Genomic DNA, 19,895 nt, shown 5'->3' with positions numbered 1-19,895 from the left:
ATTTTACTAAAAATGAGGCTATCATCTTTGTTAGTTTTTAATCTTGTTTTTATAAATCTGCATTTTTTGAAATATTATCATTAAAATGAGCACATAAAAGAGAACAAATTTTACGAATTTTTTCCGTTTTGCTATTTCAGGAAAACGAGAGCTCTATCTCCTCCCGCAGACGCTCGTCCATAAGGGATGCTGCCAGAATCAGCTCATAATTTCCGGAAATTGTCTCAAACTTCTCCGCCTTCTGATCATAGTAGGCGAAGTCTTCCTCTCTCAGGCAAAAGCTTACTCTACCCGTTTCCCCTGCTTCCAGTTCTATTTTCTCATAGCCCTTAAGCTCCTTAACAGGCTTATCCACCTTATTTGTTTTATCCTTAATATAAAGCTGTATGATTTCCTTTCCTTTTCTTTTTCCGGCATTCTTAATGTCACAGCTTACCTCTACCCGCCAGTCCGGTCCGTCAGTCTTCATCCATGCCGTCATGTTGCCATAGACAAATTCTGTATAAGAAAGACCGTGGCCGAAGCAATATTGCACAGGTATCTTATTCTTCTCATAGTATCGGTAACCCACGTACATTCCTTCTTTATAATGAAGCAAATCCTTCTTCGCAAAGTCTCCTATCTTATGAGCGCTGCAGTCCTCATAAGTATAAGGAAAGCTTTCCGGCAGTTTTCCCGAAGGGTTAACCTCTCCCAGCAGAACTTCCGCCAGGGCGCTGCCGCCCTCCATTCCTGCATAAAAGCTAAAGACGATAGCTTTCGCCTTGTTCTCCCATCTGCTCATTTCTATCGGGGAGCCTGCAATCATCACTACTATCGTATCCGGATTCACCGAAAGAACTGCATCCAGCATTGCATCCTGTCCATAAGGAAGTTTCATGTCGCTTCTGTCTTGTCCTTCCACATCGTATTCGTGATTCAGACCTCCGACGAAAATAACGTGCTCATATTCCTCTGCATATTTCACAGCTTCATCGAGCAGTTCTTTTCTTTTCTTCAAAGCAGCTTCACTTTCTGCATCCCCGGTGCGTTTTCTTCCGCCGTCGGCCTCCAGGCTGCTCTCCTGCCAGTTTTCCTCGCTTTGTATTTTCTTTTCCTCAAAATATCCTTCGATATATTTGATCTCGCAGTTTCCGCCGAGCTGGTTCGCCAATCCCATATACGGCGTGATTTCATAAAGTGCTTTTATTTCCGCGCTTCCTCCTCCGTTTGAGTGCATCCGATCTGCATTCACACCAATGAGGAGAAGTTTATCGATTTTTTCTTTCTTAAGAGGGAGTATATTATTCTCATTCTTTAAAAGAATGATGGATTCCCTCGCCGCATCCAACGTCTTTTCTCTATGCCCGGGGGTATTATAGCATCCGCTCTTCCTTCCACATTTTACCGTCTTTTCTTCCTTTTTATCCACATCGAACATATGAAGTTCCAGCATCAGCCAGAGGATATGACGAATCTTCTCATCCACAAGCTCCTCGCTTATCTCTCCGTCCTCCACGGCCTTCTTCAAGGGCTGTGCCATAAAATATTCATTGAAATTGCTTGTTACTGACATCTCCACATCTAAACCGCTTTCCGCCGCTTCCTTCGTCTTATGCACCGCTCCCCAGTCAGAAACCACCAATCCTTCGTAGCCCCATTCTTTCCTCAGTATTTCGTTCAAAAGCAGTTTGCTTTCACAGCAGTGCTGCCCGCGTATCAAATTATAGGCTCCCATCAGGGAATAGGAATTGCCCTCATCCACTGCCGCACGAAAAGCCGGAAGGTATATTTCGCGGAGGGCCCTCTCCTCTACCTCCACATCTACCCATAACCTCTCAGTTTCCTGGCTGTTCATGGCGAAATGTTTCACGCAAGCTGCCACGTCATGCTCTTGAATTCCCTTAATCACTTCTACGCACTGCTTCGCGGTCAGATAAGGGTCCTCACTCATATATTCAAAGTTTCTTCCATTTAACGGACTTCTCTTAATGTTGATACCGGGTGCCAGAATGATATCCTTCCCTCTTCCTCTGGCCTCTTCTCCTAACACGCTGCCGCATTCATATGCCAGCTCCTTGTTCCAGGTGGCCGCGATTGCAGAGTTACTGGGCAAATAAGAGCAGGCATCCTGAGAGTGTCCTATAGGGATCCACGCGTCATTTTCCCACTCCGCCCTAACTCCCATAGGCCCGTCGGACATATAAAGCGGCGGTATACCAAGCCGTTCTACTCCTTTTGTATGAAACAGCCCGTCTCCGTGAATCATTCCTATTTTTTCATCCAGCGTGAGCTGCTTTAACAAAAGCTCCGCTTTCTCCTTATTTTCTATGCTTACCTTCATCTTTATACTCCTGCTCCTTTTAAATTCGTGAATTATTCCACTTCTATTTTAATAACCACAGGATAATCGCTTTCAACAGTCCTGGTCTGAAAATGAAGTCCCTCCCCATCTCTTATAAAAGATATTGCTTCTTCGCTTCCCAAAACAGATATCTTATGAAGTATACCTTGAAAGACCGGCTTATTCAAGTCTTTCTCCTTATAAAGAGAACGAATGGTCACTCTGCCGTCTTTGGGATAACTCATGCAGATAGCATAAATATTTCCATGCGCTGCCGTAAACCGGAAATCCTGTGAGGTATAGACGGTTTCCTTCCCATCGCTGAACTGCCCTTCCTTCTCTTCCGTAGGCCCTTCCTGCGCAAAACGCCAGCATCTGCTTTCGTAGACAGCCTCACCGTTTATAGAAAGCCACTGCCCGATTTCCTTCAATATATCCCTATCCTTCCGGTCTATCGTACCGTCAGCTTTCGGTCCTACATTCAACAGAAGACTGCCGTTCTTGCTGACCACATCGCACAGATAGCATATGATTTCCCTCCCGGTCTTATAATCGAGGGTATTTGTATAGCACCAGGAATTGCGTGCAATAGCGGTATCTGTCTGCCAGGGATAAGGCTTTGCCTCGGAAAATTTTCCTCTCTCCACATCCACGATACCGCTCCCAAAAGCAAGAGACTCCTGCTTATAACAAATCCCTACCGGAAATCCATATTCCTCTCCTTTATTATAATAGTAGGCAGCCATCTTCCTGACCTGCTCCTTATATGCCTCGTGCTGTATCCACCAGTCGAAGTAAAGGAGTCTGGGATGATACTTATCGATCAGCTCACAGGTTCGAAGCAGCCAGTCCTCCAAATATTCCTCGTCCGGATATGGTTCCGACTGAATATCCTGCTGATCCGGCTGCTGCTGTACGGAGGGCCAGTAAAAATCTCCCCTTTTCAGCGGCTCCTTTATATCGCTTTCAAAGTCCTTGCCGTTTCCCATAAACCATTGGTGTTCCGCTCTATGGGAAGACGCGGCAAATACAAGACCTTGCTTTTTCGCTTCTTCCTTCAGACTTCCTATAATGTCTTTTTTAGGCCCCATTTCCGCTGCATTGAAGTGAGAAAGCTCGGAGGGATACATCTGAAATCCGTCATGATGCTCTGCGACCGGAACGATATATTTCGCTCCTGCTTCCTTAAAAGCGGTTATCCATTCCTCAGCGCTGAATTTCTCGGCGGTGAACATGGGGATAAAATCTTTGTAACCGAAATCCTTATGGAGGCCATAGGTGTCGATGTGATGCCGGTATTCGGGAGTTTCCTGTATGTACATGTTGCGGGAATACCATTCGTTATTAAAAGCAGGAACACTATATAGGCCCCAATGGATGAAGATGCCGAATTTGGCGTCTTTGAACCACCTGGGGATTTCGTATTCCGACAGGGAAGACCATGTTGGGGCGTAGGGGCCGTTTTGAATGGCGGCTTCTATTTGGGATAAGTATTGTTTGTTGTTCATATTTTAGTCTCACTTTCTTCAATTTGTATGATAATTAGGTAGGTTTTGAGAGACTTTTTTCGGCGGTTTCGGTTTCTCGTCTGACGTAAGAGGGCGTATTTTCTAAATGAAACTGTGAAGGTGATAATAACGGACGGGTCGGCAGCAAAATACATCCATGTACTGTGCTGCCTAAACACCGCTTCCATGCGGTGTTTTCCCTGATTATTGAACGGTTTCATTAAGAAAATATGCCCGCTTACTACACGACTCCAAACCGGAACCCCGAAGAAAGTCTCACGCAACGTTACGAATTAGGTCGCGACAGCTTTAATGTTACAATTTTACAGTGATTCAACACACTTCGTCTTTTTTTCTTCCACCGAAGATTGTGAAATGAGGTATTCGAAAACCTTGGCAATTTCCTGCACAATTCACAAAACTCGCGATAAGGAAAGCCGGGTATGGAAAAGGTTTCCGGCGATTTTATGCTGCGGAGCTGAGACAAAGGAATTCTTGAAGCCTCTGCTGAAAGAATTTCTGCTCTTCGCTCAGCGCAGTGTTTAGCATAATCAGAGTCGGAAACCTTTTACCATACCCGGCCTTCCTCCACAGCTTCCCTATTGTGCAGGAAATTTCACACCCCTCTCACACTCCCTCGCACTCTTCAAAATCACCACATCTTTGGCTTGAATGGTTATAGAAGCTCCTGGTAAATAGGTGGTTTCGGTCAAAATGTCAGTTGACGGGGCACTTAGCGTTATAGTTAAATTAACAGCTTTATCATTGTGGTTTAATATGAACAGGAATTTGTCCGTCTCGTTTTCTCGGGATGAAATTTCAATGCCATCAGCCGCGCCTGCCGGTATCTGCAGCAGAGAGGGAATCTCCGCTTCTTCGCATATATCCTTGACGAAGGTGCGGTAGAATTCGGGGGTGGAACGGGTCGCTGCGTAATAGGACCGGCCTTTTCCGTAGTGGCTGCTCGTCAGCGCGGGCATTCCCGCATAGAAATCTTCCTGATACCGGCTGAGAGCTTCAGCGCCTTCTAAATGAAGAAGGTCGCAGAGTACCTCGGCGGGATAGGTTTCCCCTTTGTATAAGAAGGAGTTATGCTTTCCTTCGGGAATGGCATCAGATTCCTCCACCCAAATACCGAGGATGTCTCTTAGCTTTCCGGGATAGCCTCCGGTTATTACCAGATCATGATCCTCTACATAGCCGCTGAAATATGTGGTGAGGAAGCGGCCGCCGTCCTTTACGTAGGAGCGGACCTTTTCGTCGAAGCCCTCCTTGCACATGTATAGAAGGGGAGCCGTTACCAAGCGATAAATGGACAAGTCGTCCGTCACGCTGATAATGTCTACCGGGATATTATTTTCATAAAATGCTCTGTAATAGCAGAAGATTTCCTTTTTATAATCGATGAGCCTGCTGGGGCCGGCGGAATATCCGGATGCCCACCAGTTGTCCCAATCCATTACAATTGCCGCTTTTGCGGCAGTTCTCGTTCCCAGAGTCTGGCCGCCCAGCTTGTTCAGTTCTTCGCCCAGCTTTGCTACTTCCCTGAACACTCTTGTATTCTCGTGCCCTGCATGGTCTATGACCGCACTGTGATATTTTTCACAGGCTCCGATGCTTCTTCGCATCTGGAAGAACATCACGGTATCTGAGCCGTGCGCTATTGCCTGATAGCTTAAAAGACGCATAACTCCGGGGCGTTTCAGCGTGCAGAAGGATTGCCAGTTGCTTACTCCCGGAGTCTGTTCCATGAGAGCAAAGGGCTTTCCCTGCTTTAATCCGCGCATCAGCTCGTGATTCATGGCGCTTTCCGAGACGGGCGTGTCGAAAGAGGGGTAGTTATCCCATGACACGAAGTCCATATACCGGCCCCATTTCTGATAATCTAAGAGCTTGTAGAAACCCATCAGGTTGGTGGTGATCGGGACATCCGGCATATATTTTTTTAATACTTCGTATTCCATGCGGTAGCAGGATAGCATGCTGTCCGACATGAATCTGCGGTAATCCAGCGAGATTCCCTGGAAATTCGTCCTCACCGTATCCCAGAGAAATTCCTCCGACTGCATATTAGGCGCTACTACATCTTCGAAATCATAGAGGGTGTGTCCCCAGAAGGCCATATTCCATACGCGGTTCAGTTCCTCAACGGTACCGTACTTTTCCGTCAGCCATCTGCGGAAGGCCTTCTCACAGTTCTCGCAGTAGCATTCTCCGCCGTATTCATTGGAAACATGCCACGCCACGATGTTATCGTAGTCCTTGTATCTGCCGGCCAGCTTCTCCGCCAGAAGAACGGAATATTTCCGATAGGTGGGACTGTTAGGGCAGGAGTTATGTCTGCTGCCGAACTTCCTCCTTATTCCGTTATGCTCGGTACGCAGAACATCAGGATACTTTCTCGCCATCCATGCGGGATGAACTGCCGTGGAAGTAGCCATGCAGACCTTTAAGCCGTTCTCTCTTACCATATCCATTATCCTATCCAGCTTACCGAAATCGTAAACATCCTCATGAGGCTGCAGCATCGCCCAGTTGAACACATTCAAGGTCACCACATCTATACTTGCCAGACGTAACATCCTCATGTCCTCTTCCCATATATCCTCTGGCCACTGCTCCGGGTTATAATCTCCTCCATAAAGAATCTTTTTCACTTTACTGCTCTCTATCATTTTCATACTCCTCCACCACTCTGATACGCTCCGCCTGAAAACTCAGGGCATCCTTGATATCCACCTCTACTACCTTGTCGTAGCCAAGGCTCAGCGCTTCATTCTGCATCTTGCTCAATAACTGATAAAATTCGGCCTCGTCCTCAGCAAATATCATTTCCCATGAATATTTCTGAATCACATTCCTGCACTGTCCCCGCAGCGTTTCTATCTCCGAGCTGATTGTATATGTAAAATTGCAGCCCGGGGAAACAACCATCTTGTCATTCTTTAAGAGGAAATCCCGGGTGTTATCCGCCTGCATGACCTCTTTCCAGTCTTTTTCCAAAGCTGTCTCTTCCATATCCCGGACGGAATCCCAGAGCCGGTACGCGTATGGATAGCCGTCCTCATCCACCTCACAGGGGGCCACAGGCATGAAGTTAAGTACGGAGATTCCTTCCGCCCACGTTCCGGTTCCCCATTCATCCGGCATTTCTGATTCGGGATCCGACAGTGCTTTCTCGCCAAACTCAGTCAGCCGGGGAGCACCCTTTTCGTCGTATTCCCAACACAATCCTTCCGGCCCCGCAGTGCCCGCAGAGCTTTGAGGGCCGATACTGCGTATACCGTCCGAAGAATACATCCAGTCAACAAAGTCCATCAGCCGTTCAGGATCCTTCGTATGGGAGCCTACTAAAATAACCGTTTTGCGGCTCCCGCTCTGATTACATCCATAAGAGTATATATTCATATCTTCCATATCTGCTATCATGAAGCCTTTTCCTTCATTCCTTCTTGCCAGAGTGTTGTATTCTATCTGTGCCACCCACGGCCATGGGGAATATAGCACCTGCCCATCCTCATACTTCTGGGCAACATCATTATAGCTCTGTGTCTGCGACTGAGGATCTACCAGACCCAATTGGTTCGCTTCGAAATACCATTTCAGAACACGCACGTACATAGAATCGGAATCGATGATGCTTTGATATTCATCGCTGTCCGCCTTCAGAAGCAGGAAGCCCAACTCATCCCATCCATAGAAGCAGCAAGGCTGTTTAGCTGCATTCATCATATTGCCGTCCCAATCTTTGAAAAAGGAAAAAGCATATGTTTTTTCTCCGTTTTCCGCAAAGGGTTCCAGCTTCTGCATCTGAGTAAGAATAGGCAGCAAATCCTCCAGGGTGCCAATCGTAGGATAGCCCAGTTTCTTGTATAAATCCCAGCGCAGATACGGACCATAGGTAGGCTCCAAGCCCTCGCTCGGCGTCATCGGTGAATTCAGGGATACCTCTGAGGGAATGGCATATATTCCCTCAGGAGATAAATTTCTATTCACATCTTTTATCGCAGACTCAAAACGCATGATTTCCTTATCCTTCAAGTAAGGTTCCATATTCAACACCAGTCCGGAATTCACCAGCTTCTGCAGAGTATCTTCCTCTCCGTTGCATATGATCAGGTCCCCCAGATTGCCTGCGGCTGAGCGTATATCAAAAAGTGTGTTACCTCCTCCCGCTACATTCGGGGCAATTACGTTTAATTCCATGTTGAAATCATCCTTCACCACCTTGGCAAACCATCCCGACTGCATTCCCTCGTAATTTGCCACACTGTCAAATACATCTACAACCAGGGGTTCATCGTAACTCAGATCCATCTTTAACCCACACCCCATCAGAAACAGAAGGAAAATAATACATATAACCGAACAATACTTTTCCCGCTTCATACCCACACCCCTTTCACCAAGACAAAGCATTTTTACTTAAATTATAACAATATTTTTACTAATAAAATACGAAGAAAATTAAATATCATATACCGGGTAAATTATAGTTTTTTCATAAAATTGACAACAGAAAAATGCTCATTTATACTGTAATTAAATCGGGAGGTAGTTTATGTATACGGTATTGATTGCAGACGATGAAGCCAGCATCCGGGAAGGACTTAAATATATTATGGATTGGGAGAATATGGGCTTTTCCATCTGTGGGGAAACGTCTAACGGAGAGGATACTCTGCAGACCATTTTGCAGACCGAACCAAACCTTGTGCTCCTGGACATCCGTATGCCGAAAATGTACGGTACGGATATAATCCGCATTGCGAGAGAAAACGGATATCGGGGAAAGTTCATCATTTTAAGCGGCTATTCCGATTTCGCTTATGCGCAGACGGCCATTCGTTACGGTGCCAGCTTCTATCTCACGAAACCCATCGAGGAGGAGGAGCTTCAGCGGGCGGTGGAGAAAATCAAGGAAACTCTTGTCGCTGAAAAAAACAGGTCCGATAATATTGCACTGTTCAAAAGTAAGGCCAGAGAATCCATTATCTATGAAGTGATTACCGGAATGTACGACTCTGAACAACCTATTAATCTTACCGAATCCGAGCTGGAAGAGCTGCATCTTACCTCGGACGTTTATCAGGTAGTCATCTACGAGAAATTCAGCAGCAATCCTTCGGGCCCCGGCTATAGTTTTTCCGAACTGCTGAAGATAACCAATAAAGGGAATCATACCTTCGACTATTTTAAAAAAGGCAATAATGAAGTGATTCTTTTAAAAGGGAGTTTTGCAATCAATAAATTTCAGGATTTTTTGTCACACTACGAAAACTCCTGTCTTCAGGACGGAAGCCCCTTGGATTCCCTCTTTCTTGCCTACGGCCATCCGGTAGTATCTCTGGAAGATATACATCTTTCCTACGAAGAGGCATCAGCACTTAAAAACAGGAGATTTTTCTGTATCCAGGGACAGCATACACTGGGGTTCGAAGAACTTCCCGACGTGCAAAGCCTCAACCGTGAAATAGATAACGGACTTTTAACGGAATACAGCGACAGACTTACCGGCTATCTGCTGGCCTTCAACCGCCGCATGGTGGCAGAAACATTGTCCGGACTGGAAGACTATCTGTACGGAGTAAAGAACGACATCTCCTCTGTGAAGCTGTTTCTGACAGACCTGTATCTGCGCATCAAGGAAAAAATAAATCATACCTACGGCAGCCCTGATATCCCTTTTCCCAACAATGCGGAGGTCATTTCCCATATCGAAGGCTGTCATCACCTGTATGAGATCATTCTCTACATTTCGGAGATGACGGATATGATTATGAATGCCACCGGCAATCCTTCCCGCGATACCGTTTTGGATGATATTATTTATTACATCAATCACAATTTTCAAAAAAATATTAAACTGGAAAGCATCGCTCCGCTCTTTGGTTACAACAGTGCTTATCTGGGCAAGATTTTCAACAAGCATCTGGGCGAAAGCTTCAATTCTTATGTGGATCATAAGAGAATCGATCAGTCTCTCGGACTGCTGAAGGAAAAAAACATGAAAGTTTACGAAATTTCTGAGCAGGTGGGATATAAGAACGTAGATTATTTTCATAAGAAATTCAAAAAATATATCGGCATGAGTCCTGCCGAATATCGTAAAAAGCTGGAGGATGAAGGTGCATTATGATTCCGTCTCCATTTCTTTCTCAAGCATTACAAAGATACGCTTACTGAAGGCTGCTATCGTAAAAATAATCAGTCCGGGTCCCATGACGATTGCGAAAAACAACATAATTTCATTAAACTGCAAGACGAGAAATTCTATCCAGATCACGATCAGCATCAGAAGTGTGCGTCCGAAAAACCTTCTCGAGATATGCAGGGAATTCTGAATAGATCTGGTAAGAGTGTTCTCATACCGGGCGATAAGCGGGAATGAATAAGAAAGTGCCATAGTCACTATGAAGGCCGATACGATCCCTATAATGAGAAGCAGCACGGAGCCATCCTCCGATGCCCGCATTAATTCAAAATCCAGATAGACAGCGTAGAACGCGATAATAGTAATGATTCCCAGCAGGGTTCCCTGCTTCCAGTTTTCTTTGAACGCCCTTATAAAGTCCTTTCCGATATAGCCTTCTTCATCATCCGCCATTTTCAATGCTACCGACATGGCTGCTGCCGTGGAAGCTCCCATGGTTACGACAGGGAGACTGAACAGAATCCAGAGAAAATTCAACTTCATTACATCTAAAAATCGCGATAGAAAGCGATAGAGAGAACTATCCACACTGAAAAACTTCATCGTTTTATCACATTCCTTTCAAACCAGAAATTCTAAGGCCCCGCATTGGGAGCCCTAGAACGCCTGACAACTATTTATCACCTATTATACACTGCTCATTACTGCTATTTTAAAAGTCTATTATTTTACCGCATCTTCCGCAGCTTTTCTCAGCGTTGCCTCATTCTGCTGGAATTCTACGCATTGATCGTATCCATAATCTTTTGCCTGTGTAATCATGCCATCTATTATACTGTTGAATTCATCATCGGAGTTCGCATAAATCGCTTTCCATGATTCTGTTCTAACGCATGTTGCTACCTGATTCCAGAGAACCATAAGCTCGTCAGATCTGGGAGACTCAGAATAAGCAGTTCCCAGGGACAGCTTGAAATTGGTTGTTCCCATATATTCATCGGGGGTTTTCGCTCCTGTGTAGTCTCTCCAATCCGCTTCTATATCGGATTGCGGATCCGCTGTGAAGCTCTCCCATTTTCTGTAGTTATAGGTCTCACCGCTGGAATCCGGATTCGCCGCATCGATTCCCCATGTGGTATTGTTCATCTTAAAGCTTCCGTCATCAAAGGTTCCTGAATAGCCGTCGCTCATCTCCGTCTTGATATCCATCTTAGCCGCACGTCCCAGATCAGTAAACTGTATCATGCCACTTTCATCATAATACCAGCATACGTCCTTAGGGCCATATTCTACCGTCATACGGCCTTCCGGAGTTGCCAGCCAGTTGATAATTGCCATGCATAACTCCGGATATTCCGTTTTTGCACCAATTGACCAAACTCTGTTAGATCCGTATACGTTCTGACCATAGCAGATAGGCGTTGCCTCTGAAGGCGGACAAGGGAACATCGCTTTCCCATCTGCCGCATGACTTTCTGAATTGTAAAAAGCGGAACCCAGGAAATTGAAAATATTGAGAAATGCCGTACCATTCTGATAATCAGCCTGCATACCATCATATTTCTGTGTCTGGGAATCGGGATCCAACAATCCCTGACGATATAATCCATTATAGAACTTCAGGGCCTCCATATAAGGGCCGTCTTTTTCCATAAGAGGAATGTATTTCTGCTCTACCGGATCGTAGAAGCCGAAGCCGAACTCATCATAACCGTAATACGCGGTAACCAGCGATTTCACATACATCGCCATATTTCCATCCCAATCGTTAAATAACGCTACTCCGTATGTGGTCTTTCCATTGTCATCCGTAGGACAAATTTCCTTCATCTGAGCGAGGACATTCGCCATATCGTCCAGATTCTTAATTTCAGGATAGCCCAGTTCTTTGTACAGATCCCAGCGCAAATCCCACGTATACATAAAATCCTGACGAGCCGTAGGGTCTACTGCAATGTCATGGCCGATACCGTAGGTTGTTCCGCCGGAAAGATTGTTGTTTTTCTCCAGTGCATAGGGCATATGCTCTGTGATATACGGACCATAATCGGAGAGTATATCTTCTTCATTCCAGTCAAAGAGCATTCCTTTCTCCACCGCCTGGAGATATTCGGTTCCGTCCTGTCCCCAGATTACCAAATCACCCAAATTACCGGATTCCATACGGGTCTCATATACGCCGCCGCCCTCTGGATCGGGAATAAGATTCAGCTTAACGTTAAATTTCTCAAGCATAATCTGGCCAAACCATCCGATCTGCTCTCCGGAATAATTTGCCAGCTGATCAAATACATCCAGGGTTACTGTTTCCTCAGGAATGATATCTGCCAGCAGAGCATCGTAATCCGAATCTGCCGCCTCCGTATCCGCTGCTTCCCCCGCTGCGTCTTCTGTTCCGGTTGTTTCCTCATCTGCCACTTCATCCTCCGGCTGCGCAGTAGTCGCCGTGGTACTTGTGCCGCCGCAGGCCGCAAGGGAAGCCGTCATTACCGCTGCCATAAGCAATGCTGTAATCCTTTTTGCCTTCATTCTTTTTCTTCCTCCTTTTATTTGTGTATTGAAACCGTATTTTTACGGTTGATACTTATTTTAGTTTTCCTTATCCCTTTACCGCCCCGAGCATAATACCTTTTTCGAAATACCGCTGCATGAACGGATAGATACATAGGATAGGAATAACGGTTACCATAGAAATGGTATACTTTATAACCTTACCGCTCATGGCGGATTTGAGTACCGCATCACTGACCTGACCTCCTGATTCCATCAGGGCCTTAAGGTTGGATGCAGTATTCAGATAAATATAAAGTCTGTGCTGCAAGGTATACAGTTTCGGTGCAGACTGCATCAGGATCAGCGAATCCGTAAAGGAGTTCCAGTGGTTTACCGCCCCGAAAATAGCAATGGTCGCAAGAATCGGTTTGCTTAAGGGCCATATGATTTTGCGGAATATGGTCATGTAGGTGGCACCGTCTATCGCCGCGCTCTCTTCCAGCTCCGCCGGAATGGATTCTATGTATGTCTTGACCAGGATAATATTATAGGGCACTACAATTCCCGGAATGATATATGCCAGAAACGTATTGGTAAGTCCCAGCATCTGCATATTCAGAAACCATGGAATCAAGCCTGCATTAAAATACATTGTTATAATGAGGAAACGGTACCAGAATCTCCTTCCCCACATCTCCTGCTTCGTTACCAGATAGCCGACGAAGCCCGAAGCTGCCACCATAAGTGCCGTACCAATGACCGTTCGTCCTATTGACACAATAAACGCATTGGACAAATCACTTACGTTAATCAGTGCCATATAGTTGCTCAGATGCAAACCTCTTGGAATAAAATTGATCACTCCTTTGATTACGAGGTCATTATTGCTGATTGTATTGATAAATATGTAATAAAACGGAAACGTACACGCCAACGCGAATAATCCAAATACAAAGTAGTTAAGTATATTGAAAATAATATCTCCGGGCTTTAAATGAAAGCTGTGCTTATATTTCTTTTCATACCTTTTCTCTGCCTTTATGTCCGCTTTTTCCTGTGCTGTTCTTGCCATATCCTCACCTCCTATACGATACTTTCGCCGCGAATGAGTTTAGAAATTCCATTTGCAGCAAACAGCAGGGTAACGCTGACAATAGATTTCACCATACCGATTACCGTGGTCAGCGGAATAGAGCCTTGCCCGATGCCCAGCCTGTAAACATACAAATCCAAAACCATGATCGCATTTGTATTCGTAGCATTCTCAAACACGAGATACTGATCCATGCCATTGCTCAAAATATTTGCCACAGCCATCAGCAGCAGCACGCAGAAGGTCGGGATCAAGCCCGGCACCGTGATATGCCACATTCTCTGGAATCTTCCCGCTCCGTCCACTTTTGCCGCCTCATAGAGCTGCTGGTCGATGCCGGAGATTGCCGCTATGTATATGATGGCACTCCAGCCAACTCCTTTCCAAAGTCCCCAGCCAAGCATTTTCAGCCATGTATGCTCGCCGCTCATCAAAAGATTGGCTCCTTGATCCCATATTCCCATATTGACGAACAGACTGCTGACAAAGCCGTCCGTAGAGAAAATACAAAAAGCAATTGCGTATACCAGAACCCAGCTTATGAAGTTAGGTATAGTGGTAAATACCTGAACGAATCTTCTGTATTTAATGTTTTTTATTTCCGATAGAAAGATAGCAAAGGCCATTGGCAGCCAGCTGGTCGCTATGCCGAGTCCGCTCATTACCAAAGTGTTCTTAAGCACCCTGCCAATATCCCTCACCGTAGCGGGATTCTTAAGCAATTCCCTGAACCACTTGAAGCCCACGAAATTATTCATACTCAAGGTATCTCCCACTTTGTAGTCGAAGAATGCATATCTCCACCCCAATAAAGGAAGGTAGGAGAATACCGCAATTAACGCGATAAATGGCATGAACATGAGAAACAACTGATATTTTGCTTCAACCTTATATTTATCCTCCTTTGACGCTTTCGGCAATAGAAACAGCTCCAGCAAAGAAGCTGCCAGAACTACTGCCGCTACCACAAGTATGATCCAAAAACCACTTTGAAACTGAGGCTCTACTTTTTTAACATTGGTAGTCATGGAAATCTGATTGTAGGAAATAAAGATTCCCGCCAACCCTATCATTTCCAGCCCTCCGCCGATCGCAGCAGTCAGCGCACTCAGCCTCTTGAACTTCAGACTGCCAAGAGTCATACATCCACCTGCTCCCATTGCCGCAGCTCCAATGCATATAGACATAGACGATATATAAAGTAGCTGCAGGGTAGATTCCTGTACCCACTCCTTTTTTATCGCCCTTCCAAAATCCTCTGTCAGTGTGGAGTAAGATATACCGGATGTAAACAGTGAAAGGTTCCTATTGATCAGGCCGCTAACTTTGGCCGGATTAAGGCCGGGTACAAACAAAAATATTACCGCTAGCAAAACAGCAATTCTTATCACATAAAAGAGTTTATCTCCCATCAGATCTTTTGGTGATTTACTTCCTACCATTCGCTTTCATTCCTTTCCAGATTCTCTATGATAGAACAAAAGTGTGCTTCGCACACCCCCGCGGGCAAGCACTTCGTCCGCAAAGCTTTTGTTCTGCGCGCGTATCAGCGCATCCATTTTATATAATAGGAGCAGTTTCCTATTACGATTAGGGTGTCAAAAGGTCCTTTTGCGAACGTCTCTAGGCAATATGCTCAAAACAAAAAGACTCCTGCTCCGAATTCCAATATATAAGAAGTTCTAATTCTCAGTCTATTCGCGCCAAACATGCCAGAAAACAAAAAACTCGCTGCGCTCAAACAGTTTTGTTTTCTGTTATGGCTCAAATATCCAGAGAAAGAACTTCTAAATATTTACATAGGCGCAGTCATTCTTTTTGTTTAAACATATTGACCAGAATGTATTTATAAAGGACCTTTTGACACCCTAATCCTATTACACAAAAAATACATCAAAGAACAGTTTCGTTCGATGATGTATTCATTATAAAAAATTGTAATAAATAAAAATACCGCAAATACTTGATTAAAATTACCTTAAAATTTTCATCTTTTCCAAAGGCAGCATAATTCGTACTGTAGTCCCTTTATACAGCTCGGAGTTGATGCGGATCCCTGTACTTTTTCCATAGCAAAGCTTTATCCTCTGATTGATATTATACAACCCGATACTCTTGTTTCTGCTCACATCTTTAATCTCCACGTTTTTGCGAAGAGCAGCCAGCTCCAGCTCCGACATTCCCCTTCCATTATCCCCTATATCGATAAAAAAAAGCTCCTCGTTCTTATATATGGAGATTGTTATTTCCCCGCCCGATTCCTTCTCCTCCAATCCGTGCAAAAGGGCGTTTTCCACGATTGGCTGCAGAAGCAAAGGCAATATGTACAGCGACTTTGTCTGCACGTCATCCGCGATGCAAAAAAAGCTTTCGAATTTATCGCCGAAACGCATTTTCTGTATCGTCAGATAGGTCATCACATGTTCGATTTCCTTAGTAAGTGTAGTGAAGGCGGTACCCGTATTTTCCAATACGTACCGCATGGATTTCCCAAGCAGCTTTATGGACGTAGCCGCCTCTCTGTCTCCTGCAGTAAATGCCTTCATGCGGATGGTCTCCAGTGTATTATAGAGAAAGTGAGGATTGATCTGGCTGGCCAGCATCTTGAATTCCATCTCCTGCTGTTCGTTAACCAGCTCCTTTTCCTTAATGCTGGCTTCGTACATCTCCGCATCCTTACGCTTAATCTTCTGTACCATGACCTCCAGGTCAGAAAAGGCCTCCGAAAGCTCATCCTGCCCGTTTACAGAATCTGTGATTTCGTAGTCTTCATTGCTGGCTTGATGCATCGCATGTCTTAACGTGAGCACCCGGGAGGTAAAATAAGTAGTAAAAAAATGTATAATAATTCCCGTAATTGAAATAGAAAACACAATAATAGCAAGGCAAATATAAATAATGCTCTTGATATTGGAATAAGCCTGACCACTCATGGTACTTATATATATTTTAGAATCCGACTGGTAAAGCGGCAGCGTGGAAACATCCACAAAGCATACTTCATCCTCAAGCTGTATGTTCCCCACATGGCGGTAGTAATTGTCCTCATAATCTATATAGACCTCCTGCGCTTTTCCATAGGCCGATCTATCCGAACTGAAGAAAACCGGTCCGTTGTCTACGGAAACCATGGTTTCATATTCTTTACTGCTTATTCTCGTCTTAAGATAGTTATCAGACAGCTTGATGACCAATACCGCGTTATATTTGGAGTTGATAATGGGGACCTTCCTGACCAGACAGAGATTCCAATACTCATTCCCATATTTATCGGTATCCGTCATCGGCGTCCAGAATACGCTTGACTGTTTGACTGCCAGCTGATACCACTCCTGTGCCTTTATCTCTTCGTTCACATAATGAAATTGCTTATAATCATTCAAGGTAGGGTTGTCCGCATATATCGCTATCTCATCGATTTCTGCATAATTCGTGTTATAACTGTCCAGAGAAGAGAGTGCATCCACCTCTTGGACAAAACTTTTCTTAAAAAAGTAATTGTCTTTTAGAATAGCCCTTATATCTTCGTTAAAGGCCAGCTCTTCGGATATGTTGTAAACCTGCGTGGTTATTTCAAACAGTATATTTTTCACCCGGAGATTATCAGATTCCAACAGGTCCCGGTGATAACTGGTAAGCAGTCTATACGTATTTATGAGAAGAAACGAACCGATAAGCGTTATAGGAAGAATAACGGCAACAAAATATATGGTATAGAGCTGTTTCTTTATATTTGCCTTTTTCATTCCTCCGAACATCTGTATCTTCACTGCGCACCTCCTGTCTGTTTGCCTTTTTCTCCGGCATTCTACCCTTTAGTATATAAATACCCGAATCATTTGTAAACAGCAAAAAAAGGCGGTGGGCACCTCGGCAATCGGAACTCCTGCTATGAGAAGCATGGTTCCGGAATATACCGAGGATAAGACCTGCCTGGATTACCGAAACTCACGGGTATACAAGTATTCCTCTTATGGTGAAAGAAAATTCTATTGTGGCCCTTGGGCATACTGATGAGAGGCCGGAAATGCTGTTAAAGTATCTATCGCCGCTTCCGGACCTTGTAAGTTACGGCTTATCAATGTGAAAAGGATTTCCGCTTCAGAAGGCGATTTATCGCAGGATGGCGCAGACACTGTTATCGCGCTGACGGGAAGCGGAAATAAAGAGGTTACCGTAACGGTGTAATGCAATTTGTTCTGCTCGTTTAAACAATAAACATTTGGATAGCTTCCAGCAGCTCATCCATCTTGTTTTCCAGCTCTTTCGTAGCTTCTGATAACTGTTCCACCTGGTGCACCTGCTTGTTAACTGTTTCATCCACACAGACCGCCGATGCTGCCGTCTCTTCCGATACCGCTGATATGCTTTCAATTGCATTCAAAGTATCGCTGCGATTGGCGTTCATCCCTTCCACATCCCGGACACTTACGGAAATATTTTGCAGCAGCTTTTCCATGTTCCTGCTCATATCGGAGAACCTGCGTCTCGTCTCTTCTACCGCCGCCCCCTGTGATTCCACGATTCTGCCGGCTTTTCCCGATGCCTTGATGGTATCATCGGAAACTCCTTCGATGGCTTCGATAACCTTTCTTATTTCCTCCGAGGAGTTCTTCGCACTGTCCGCCAGCTTCTTAATAGCCTCCGCCACTACTGAGAATCCTTTTCCTGCCTCTCCTGCCCTTGCCGCTTCTATGGAGGCGTTCAAGGAAAGCAGAGTGGTCTCCTCGGAAATCTCATCGATAGTATCGGTAAGTATCCGTATGCTGTTAATTTTCTCAGATAGCTGCTTTATTTTCCCGGAAAGCTGTCCCGTTATCTCTCCCGCTTCTGTGGACTGGGCGATAAGCGTGTCCATTCCTTTCGTTCCTTCGCCTATCATTTTGCGGGTATCGTCCGCCAAGCCTTCCATTTCCTTTACATTTTCTACCGTGCTCAATATTTTGTCGGACAAAGAGTCCATCTTCTCAAGACACTGCTCTGCATCCTGCGCCTGACTTCCTACGCCGCCTTCGATTTCCTTCATAACTCCCTGAATATACTCCGTAGACGCCTTAAGCTCCGTCCCCGCCTGCTTTACATTGCCTACGCAGCCGTTTACCTGAAGAGAGGTATCCCTTACCTCCATAATCAGCTTCTTCGTATTGGAAATCGTCTCCATGATATGTCCGCTGAGTCTGCCGAATTCCGCTCTGTCACGGATGCGCATATCCACCGTCAGATCTCCCTGAGAAACCTTGGCAAGCCTTCTCGTTATACTTCCCATATTCCTGCTGATTCCGAACATGATTGCCGCACCGACAATCAATACCACCACGCAGGATAGAAATACCCATAGATATATTCCGTTCTTAATGCTCAGCGCTTCCTTCATCAAGCTGTCCTTGGGCGTCAAAGCACAGACAGCCGCCTGATTCATCTCGCACTTATTGTACATAAAGAGGTATTCCTTACCGTCGTATTCCACATCGCGGCTATAACTGCCGCTTTCCTCTTCAGAGCCGCTCTTGTAATATTCTTTGTCTGAAAAAGTAAAACCGTTATTTTCACCGGAATAGATTTCCCGCCCATCCGCCGTGACAAAAGCGATGATGCTCCCATCCCCAAGGGTTAAATCACTTAATATTTCTTCAATTCTCTGGGCGCTGACATCGATGACCACGCATGCATTTTTGGAGCTCACCATCCGATACTGGGAGCAGATATAATTATCGCCGCTCGTTCCGAACCGCGAATCCAATACCGGGTGCTCCCCCGCCCAAGTCTTCGACTTGTCTGCATTGTCCGCAGTCTCTTTGCTCTCCGCCATAAAGCTTTCGTAGAATCCGGTCTTGTCGCCCTTCCCGGTGACCGTTGCCAAATCATTCAGATTGTCTGCGGTAACGATAATAATATCTTTGATGAACTTGTTGCTATTTTGTTTTGTTGCTATCAAGGCCTGCGCTTTTGTAAGCGCGTCATTTTTAGCATTTTGATCGCTCTTATAAGTATCCGACACATAATTCGTTATATTGGAATCGTTAAATAGCTGTATAGAATCCGCATCCACCGATTCAAAACCGAAATCCAGAAGCTTGGCAGTCATCTGTAAAGCCGTCCTCGCCGATTCCCCGTAATTATCCAGCATGCCCTTTGAAGCCTTGTTATATGCAAAGTTCCCCACCAAGGCTACCATGCACACGGGTATCAGGAATCCAGCCGTAAGCTGGACCTTTAGGCTGAGACCTCTTTTAGCCTTTTTCTTCTGCGCCTTTTTTTCCGTTTCCTTTTTTCCTATCATCGCCACCGTCCCCTTTGACAGATTCTTTTTCACCTTTTCTATAT

The 19,895-nt window shown here is 45.1% G+C and carries 11 protein-coding genes; 1 reads left to right on the top strand and 10 read right to left on the bottom strand.

The genetic code is table 11. From position 1 onward, the window contains the following. Window positions 1–136: 136 nt before the first annotated feature. The 4 genes from V6984_RS02525 to V6984_RS02510 form a co-directional block, all read right to left on the bottom strand. Complete coding sequence (locus V6984_RS02525; RefSeq protein ID WP_342758243.1) at window positions 137–2,323, bottom strand: beta-glucosidase family protein; 2,187 nt, start codon at window positions 2,321–2,323, stop codon at window positions 137–139. 32 nt (window positions 2,324–2,355) lie between these two features. Beyond that, the gene (locus tag V6984_RS02520) at window positions 2,356–3,831 is read right to left on the bottom strand and encodes an alpha-L-fucosidase (protein ID WP_342758242.1); all 1,476 of its coding nucleotides are present in this window, start codon (window positions 3,829–3,831) and stop codon (window positions 2,356–2,358) included. A gap of 599 nt (window positions 3,832–4,430) precedes the next feature. Continuing rightward, on the bottom strand, window positions 4,431–6,506 hold the full coding sequence (locus V6984_RS02515) for a beta-galactosidase (RefSeq protein WP_342758241.1): 2,076 nt from the start codon (window positions 6,504–6,506) through the stop codon (window positions 4,431–4,433). Then, entirely contained in the window at window positions 6,490–8,220 is a 1,731-nt protein-coding gene (locus V6984_RS02510; RefSeq protein ID WP_342758240.1) for an ABC transporter substrate-binding protein, read from the bottom strand. Before V6984_RS02510 ends, V6984_RS02515 begins: the two co-directional genes overlap by 17 nt. Window positions 8,221–8,392: 172 nt before the next feature. Here V6984_RS02510 and V6984_RS02505 point away from each other — a divergent pair, with 172 nt between their 5' ends. Further along, the gene (locus V6984_RS02505; protein ID WP_342758239.1) at window positions 8,393–9,970 is read left to right on the top strand and encodes a response regulator transcription factor; all 1,578 of its coding nucleotides are present in this window, start codon (window positions 8,393–8,395) and stop codon (window positions 9,968–9,970) included. On the opposite strand, the gene V6984_RS02500 is transcribed toward V6984_RS02505, so the two are convergent. The 6 genes from V6984_RS02500 to V6984_RS02475 form a co-directional block, all read right to left on the bottom strand. Continuing rightward, on the bottom strand, window positions 9,965–10,588 hold the full coding sequence (locus tag V6984_RS02500) for a YesL family protein (RefSeq protein WP_342758238.1): 624 nt from the start codon (window positions 10,586–10,588) through the stop codon (window positions 9,965–9,967). The two genes, V6984_RS02505 and V6984_RS02500, sit on opposite strands and share 6 nt — an antisense overlap. A gap of 120 nt (window positions 10,589–10,708) precedes the next feature. Next, the gene (locus V6984_RS02495) at window positions 10,709–12,514 is read right to left on the bottom strand and encodes a hypothetical protein (RefSeq protein WP_342758237.1); all 1,806 of its coding nucleotides are present in this window, start codon (window positions 12,512–12,514) and stop codon (window positions 10,709–10,711) included. Window positions 12,515–12,584: 70 nt separating this feature from the next. Continuing rightward, on the bottom strand, window positions 12,585–13,550 hold the full coding sequence (locus V6984_RS02490) for a carbohydrate ABC transporter permease (protein WP_342758236.1): 966 nt from the start codon (window positions 13,548–13,550) through the stop codon (window positions 12,585–12,587). An 11-nt stretch (window positions 13,551–13,561) separates the two neighbouring features. Further along, complete coding sequence (locus V6984_RS02485) at window positions 13,562–15,013, bottom strand: ABC transporter permease subunit (RefSeq protein ID WP_342758235.1); 1,452 nt, start codon at window positions 15,011–15,013, stop codon at window positions 13,562–13,564. A gap of 531 nt (window positions 15,014–15,544) precedes the next feature. Continuing rightward, window positions 15,545–17,341, bottom strand: coding sequence for a sensor histidine kinase (locus V6984_RS02480; RefSeq protein ID WP_342758234.1), 1,797 nt, complete (start codon window positions 17,339–17,341; stop codon window positions 15,545–15,547). 437 nt (window positions 17,342–17,778) lie between these two features. Then, on the bottom strand, window positions 17,779–19,851 hold the full coding sequence (locus V6984_RS02475) for a methyl-accepting chemotaxis protein (RefSeq protein ID WP_342758233.1): 2,073 nt from the start codon (window positions 19,849–19,851) through the stop codon (window positions 17,779–17,781). Between the last annotated feature and the right edge of the window lie 44 nt (window positions 19,852–19,895).

The organism is Kineothrix sp. IPX-CK, from assembly GCF_039134705.1.
GTDB lineage: Bacteria > Bacillota > Clostridia > Lachnospirales > Lachnospiraceae > Kineothrix > Kineothrix sedimenti.
Note: the sequence above shows the minus strand (reverse complement) of the source record. Positions and strands in the feature narration are given on the sequence as shown.

Bases quoted from the DNA above. Each gene is read 5' to 3' on its own strand.
- V6984_RS02525 (WP_342758243.1), bottom strand. From the start codon at position 2,323: ATGAAGGTAAGCATAGAAAATAAGGAGAAAGCGGAGCTTTTGTTAAAG.
- V6984_RS02520 (WP_342758242.1), bottom strand. From the start codon at position 3,831: ATGAACAACAAACAATACTTATCCCAAATAGAAGCCGCCATTCAAAAC.
- V6984_RS02515 (WP_342758241.1), bottom strand. From the start codon at position 6,506: ATGATAGAGAGCAGTAAAGTGAAAAAGATTCTTTATGGAGGAGATTAT.
- V6984_RS02510 (WP_342758240.1), bottom strand. From the start codon at position 8,220: ATGAAGCGGGAAAAGTATTGTTCGGTTATATGTATTATTTTCCTTCTG.
- V6984_RS02505 (WP_342758239.1), top strand. From the start codon at position 8,393: ATGTATACGGTATTGATTGCAGACGATGAAGCCAGCATCCGGGAAGGA.
- V6984_RS02500 (WP_342758238.1), bottom strand. From the start codon at position 10,588: ATGAAGTTTTTCAGTGTGGATAGTTCTCTCTATCGCTTTCTATCGCGA.
- V6984_RS02495 (WP_342758237.1), bottom strand. From the start codon at position 12,514: ATGAAGGCAAAAAGGATTACAGCATTGCTTATGGCAGCGGTAATGACG.
- V6984_RS02490 (WP_342758236.1), bottom strand. From the start codon at position 13,550: ATGGCAAGAACAGCACAGGAAAAAGCGGACATAAAGGCAGAGAAAAGG.
- V6984_RS02485 (WP_342758235.1), bottom strand. From the start codon at position 15,013: ATGGTAGGAAGTAAATCACCAAAAGATCTGATGGGAGATAAACTCTTT.
- V6984_RS02475 (WP_342758233.1), bottom strand. From the start codon at position 19,851: ATGATAGGAAAAAAGGAAACGGAAAAAAAGGCGCAGAAGAAAAAGGCT.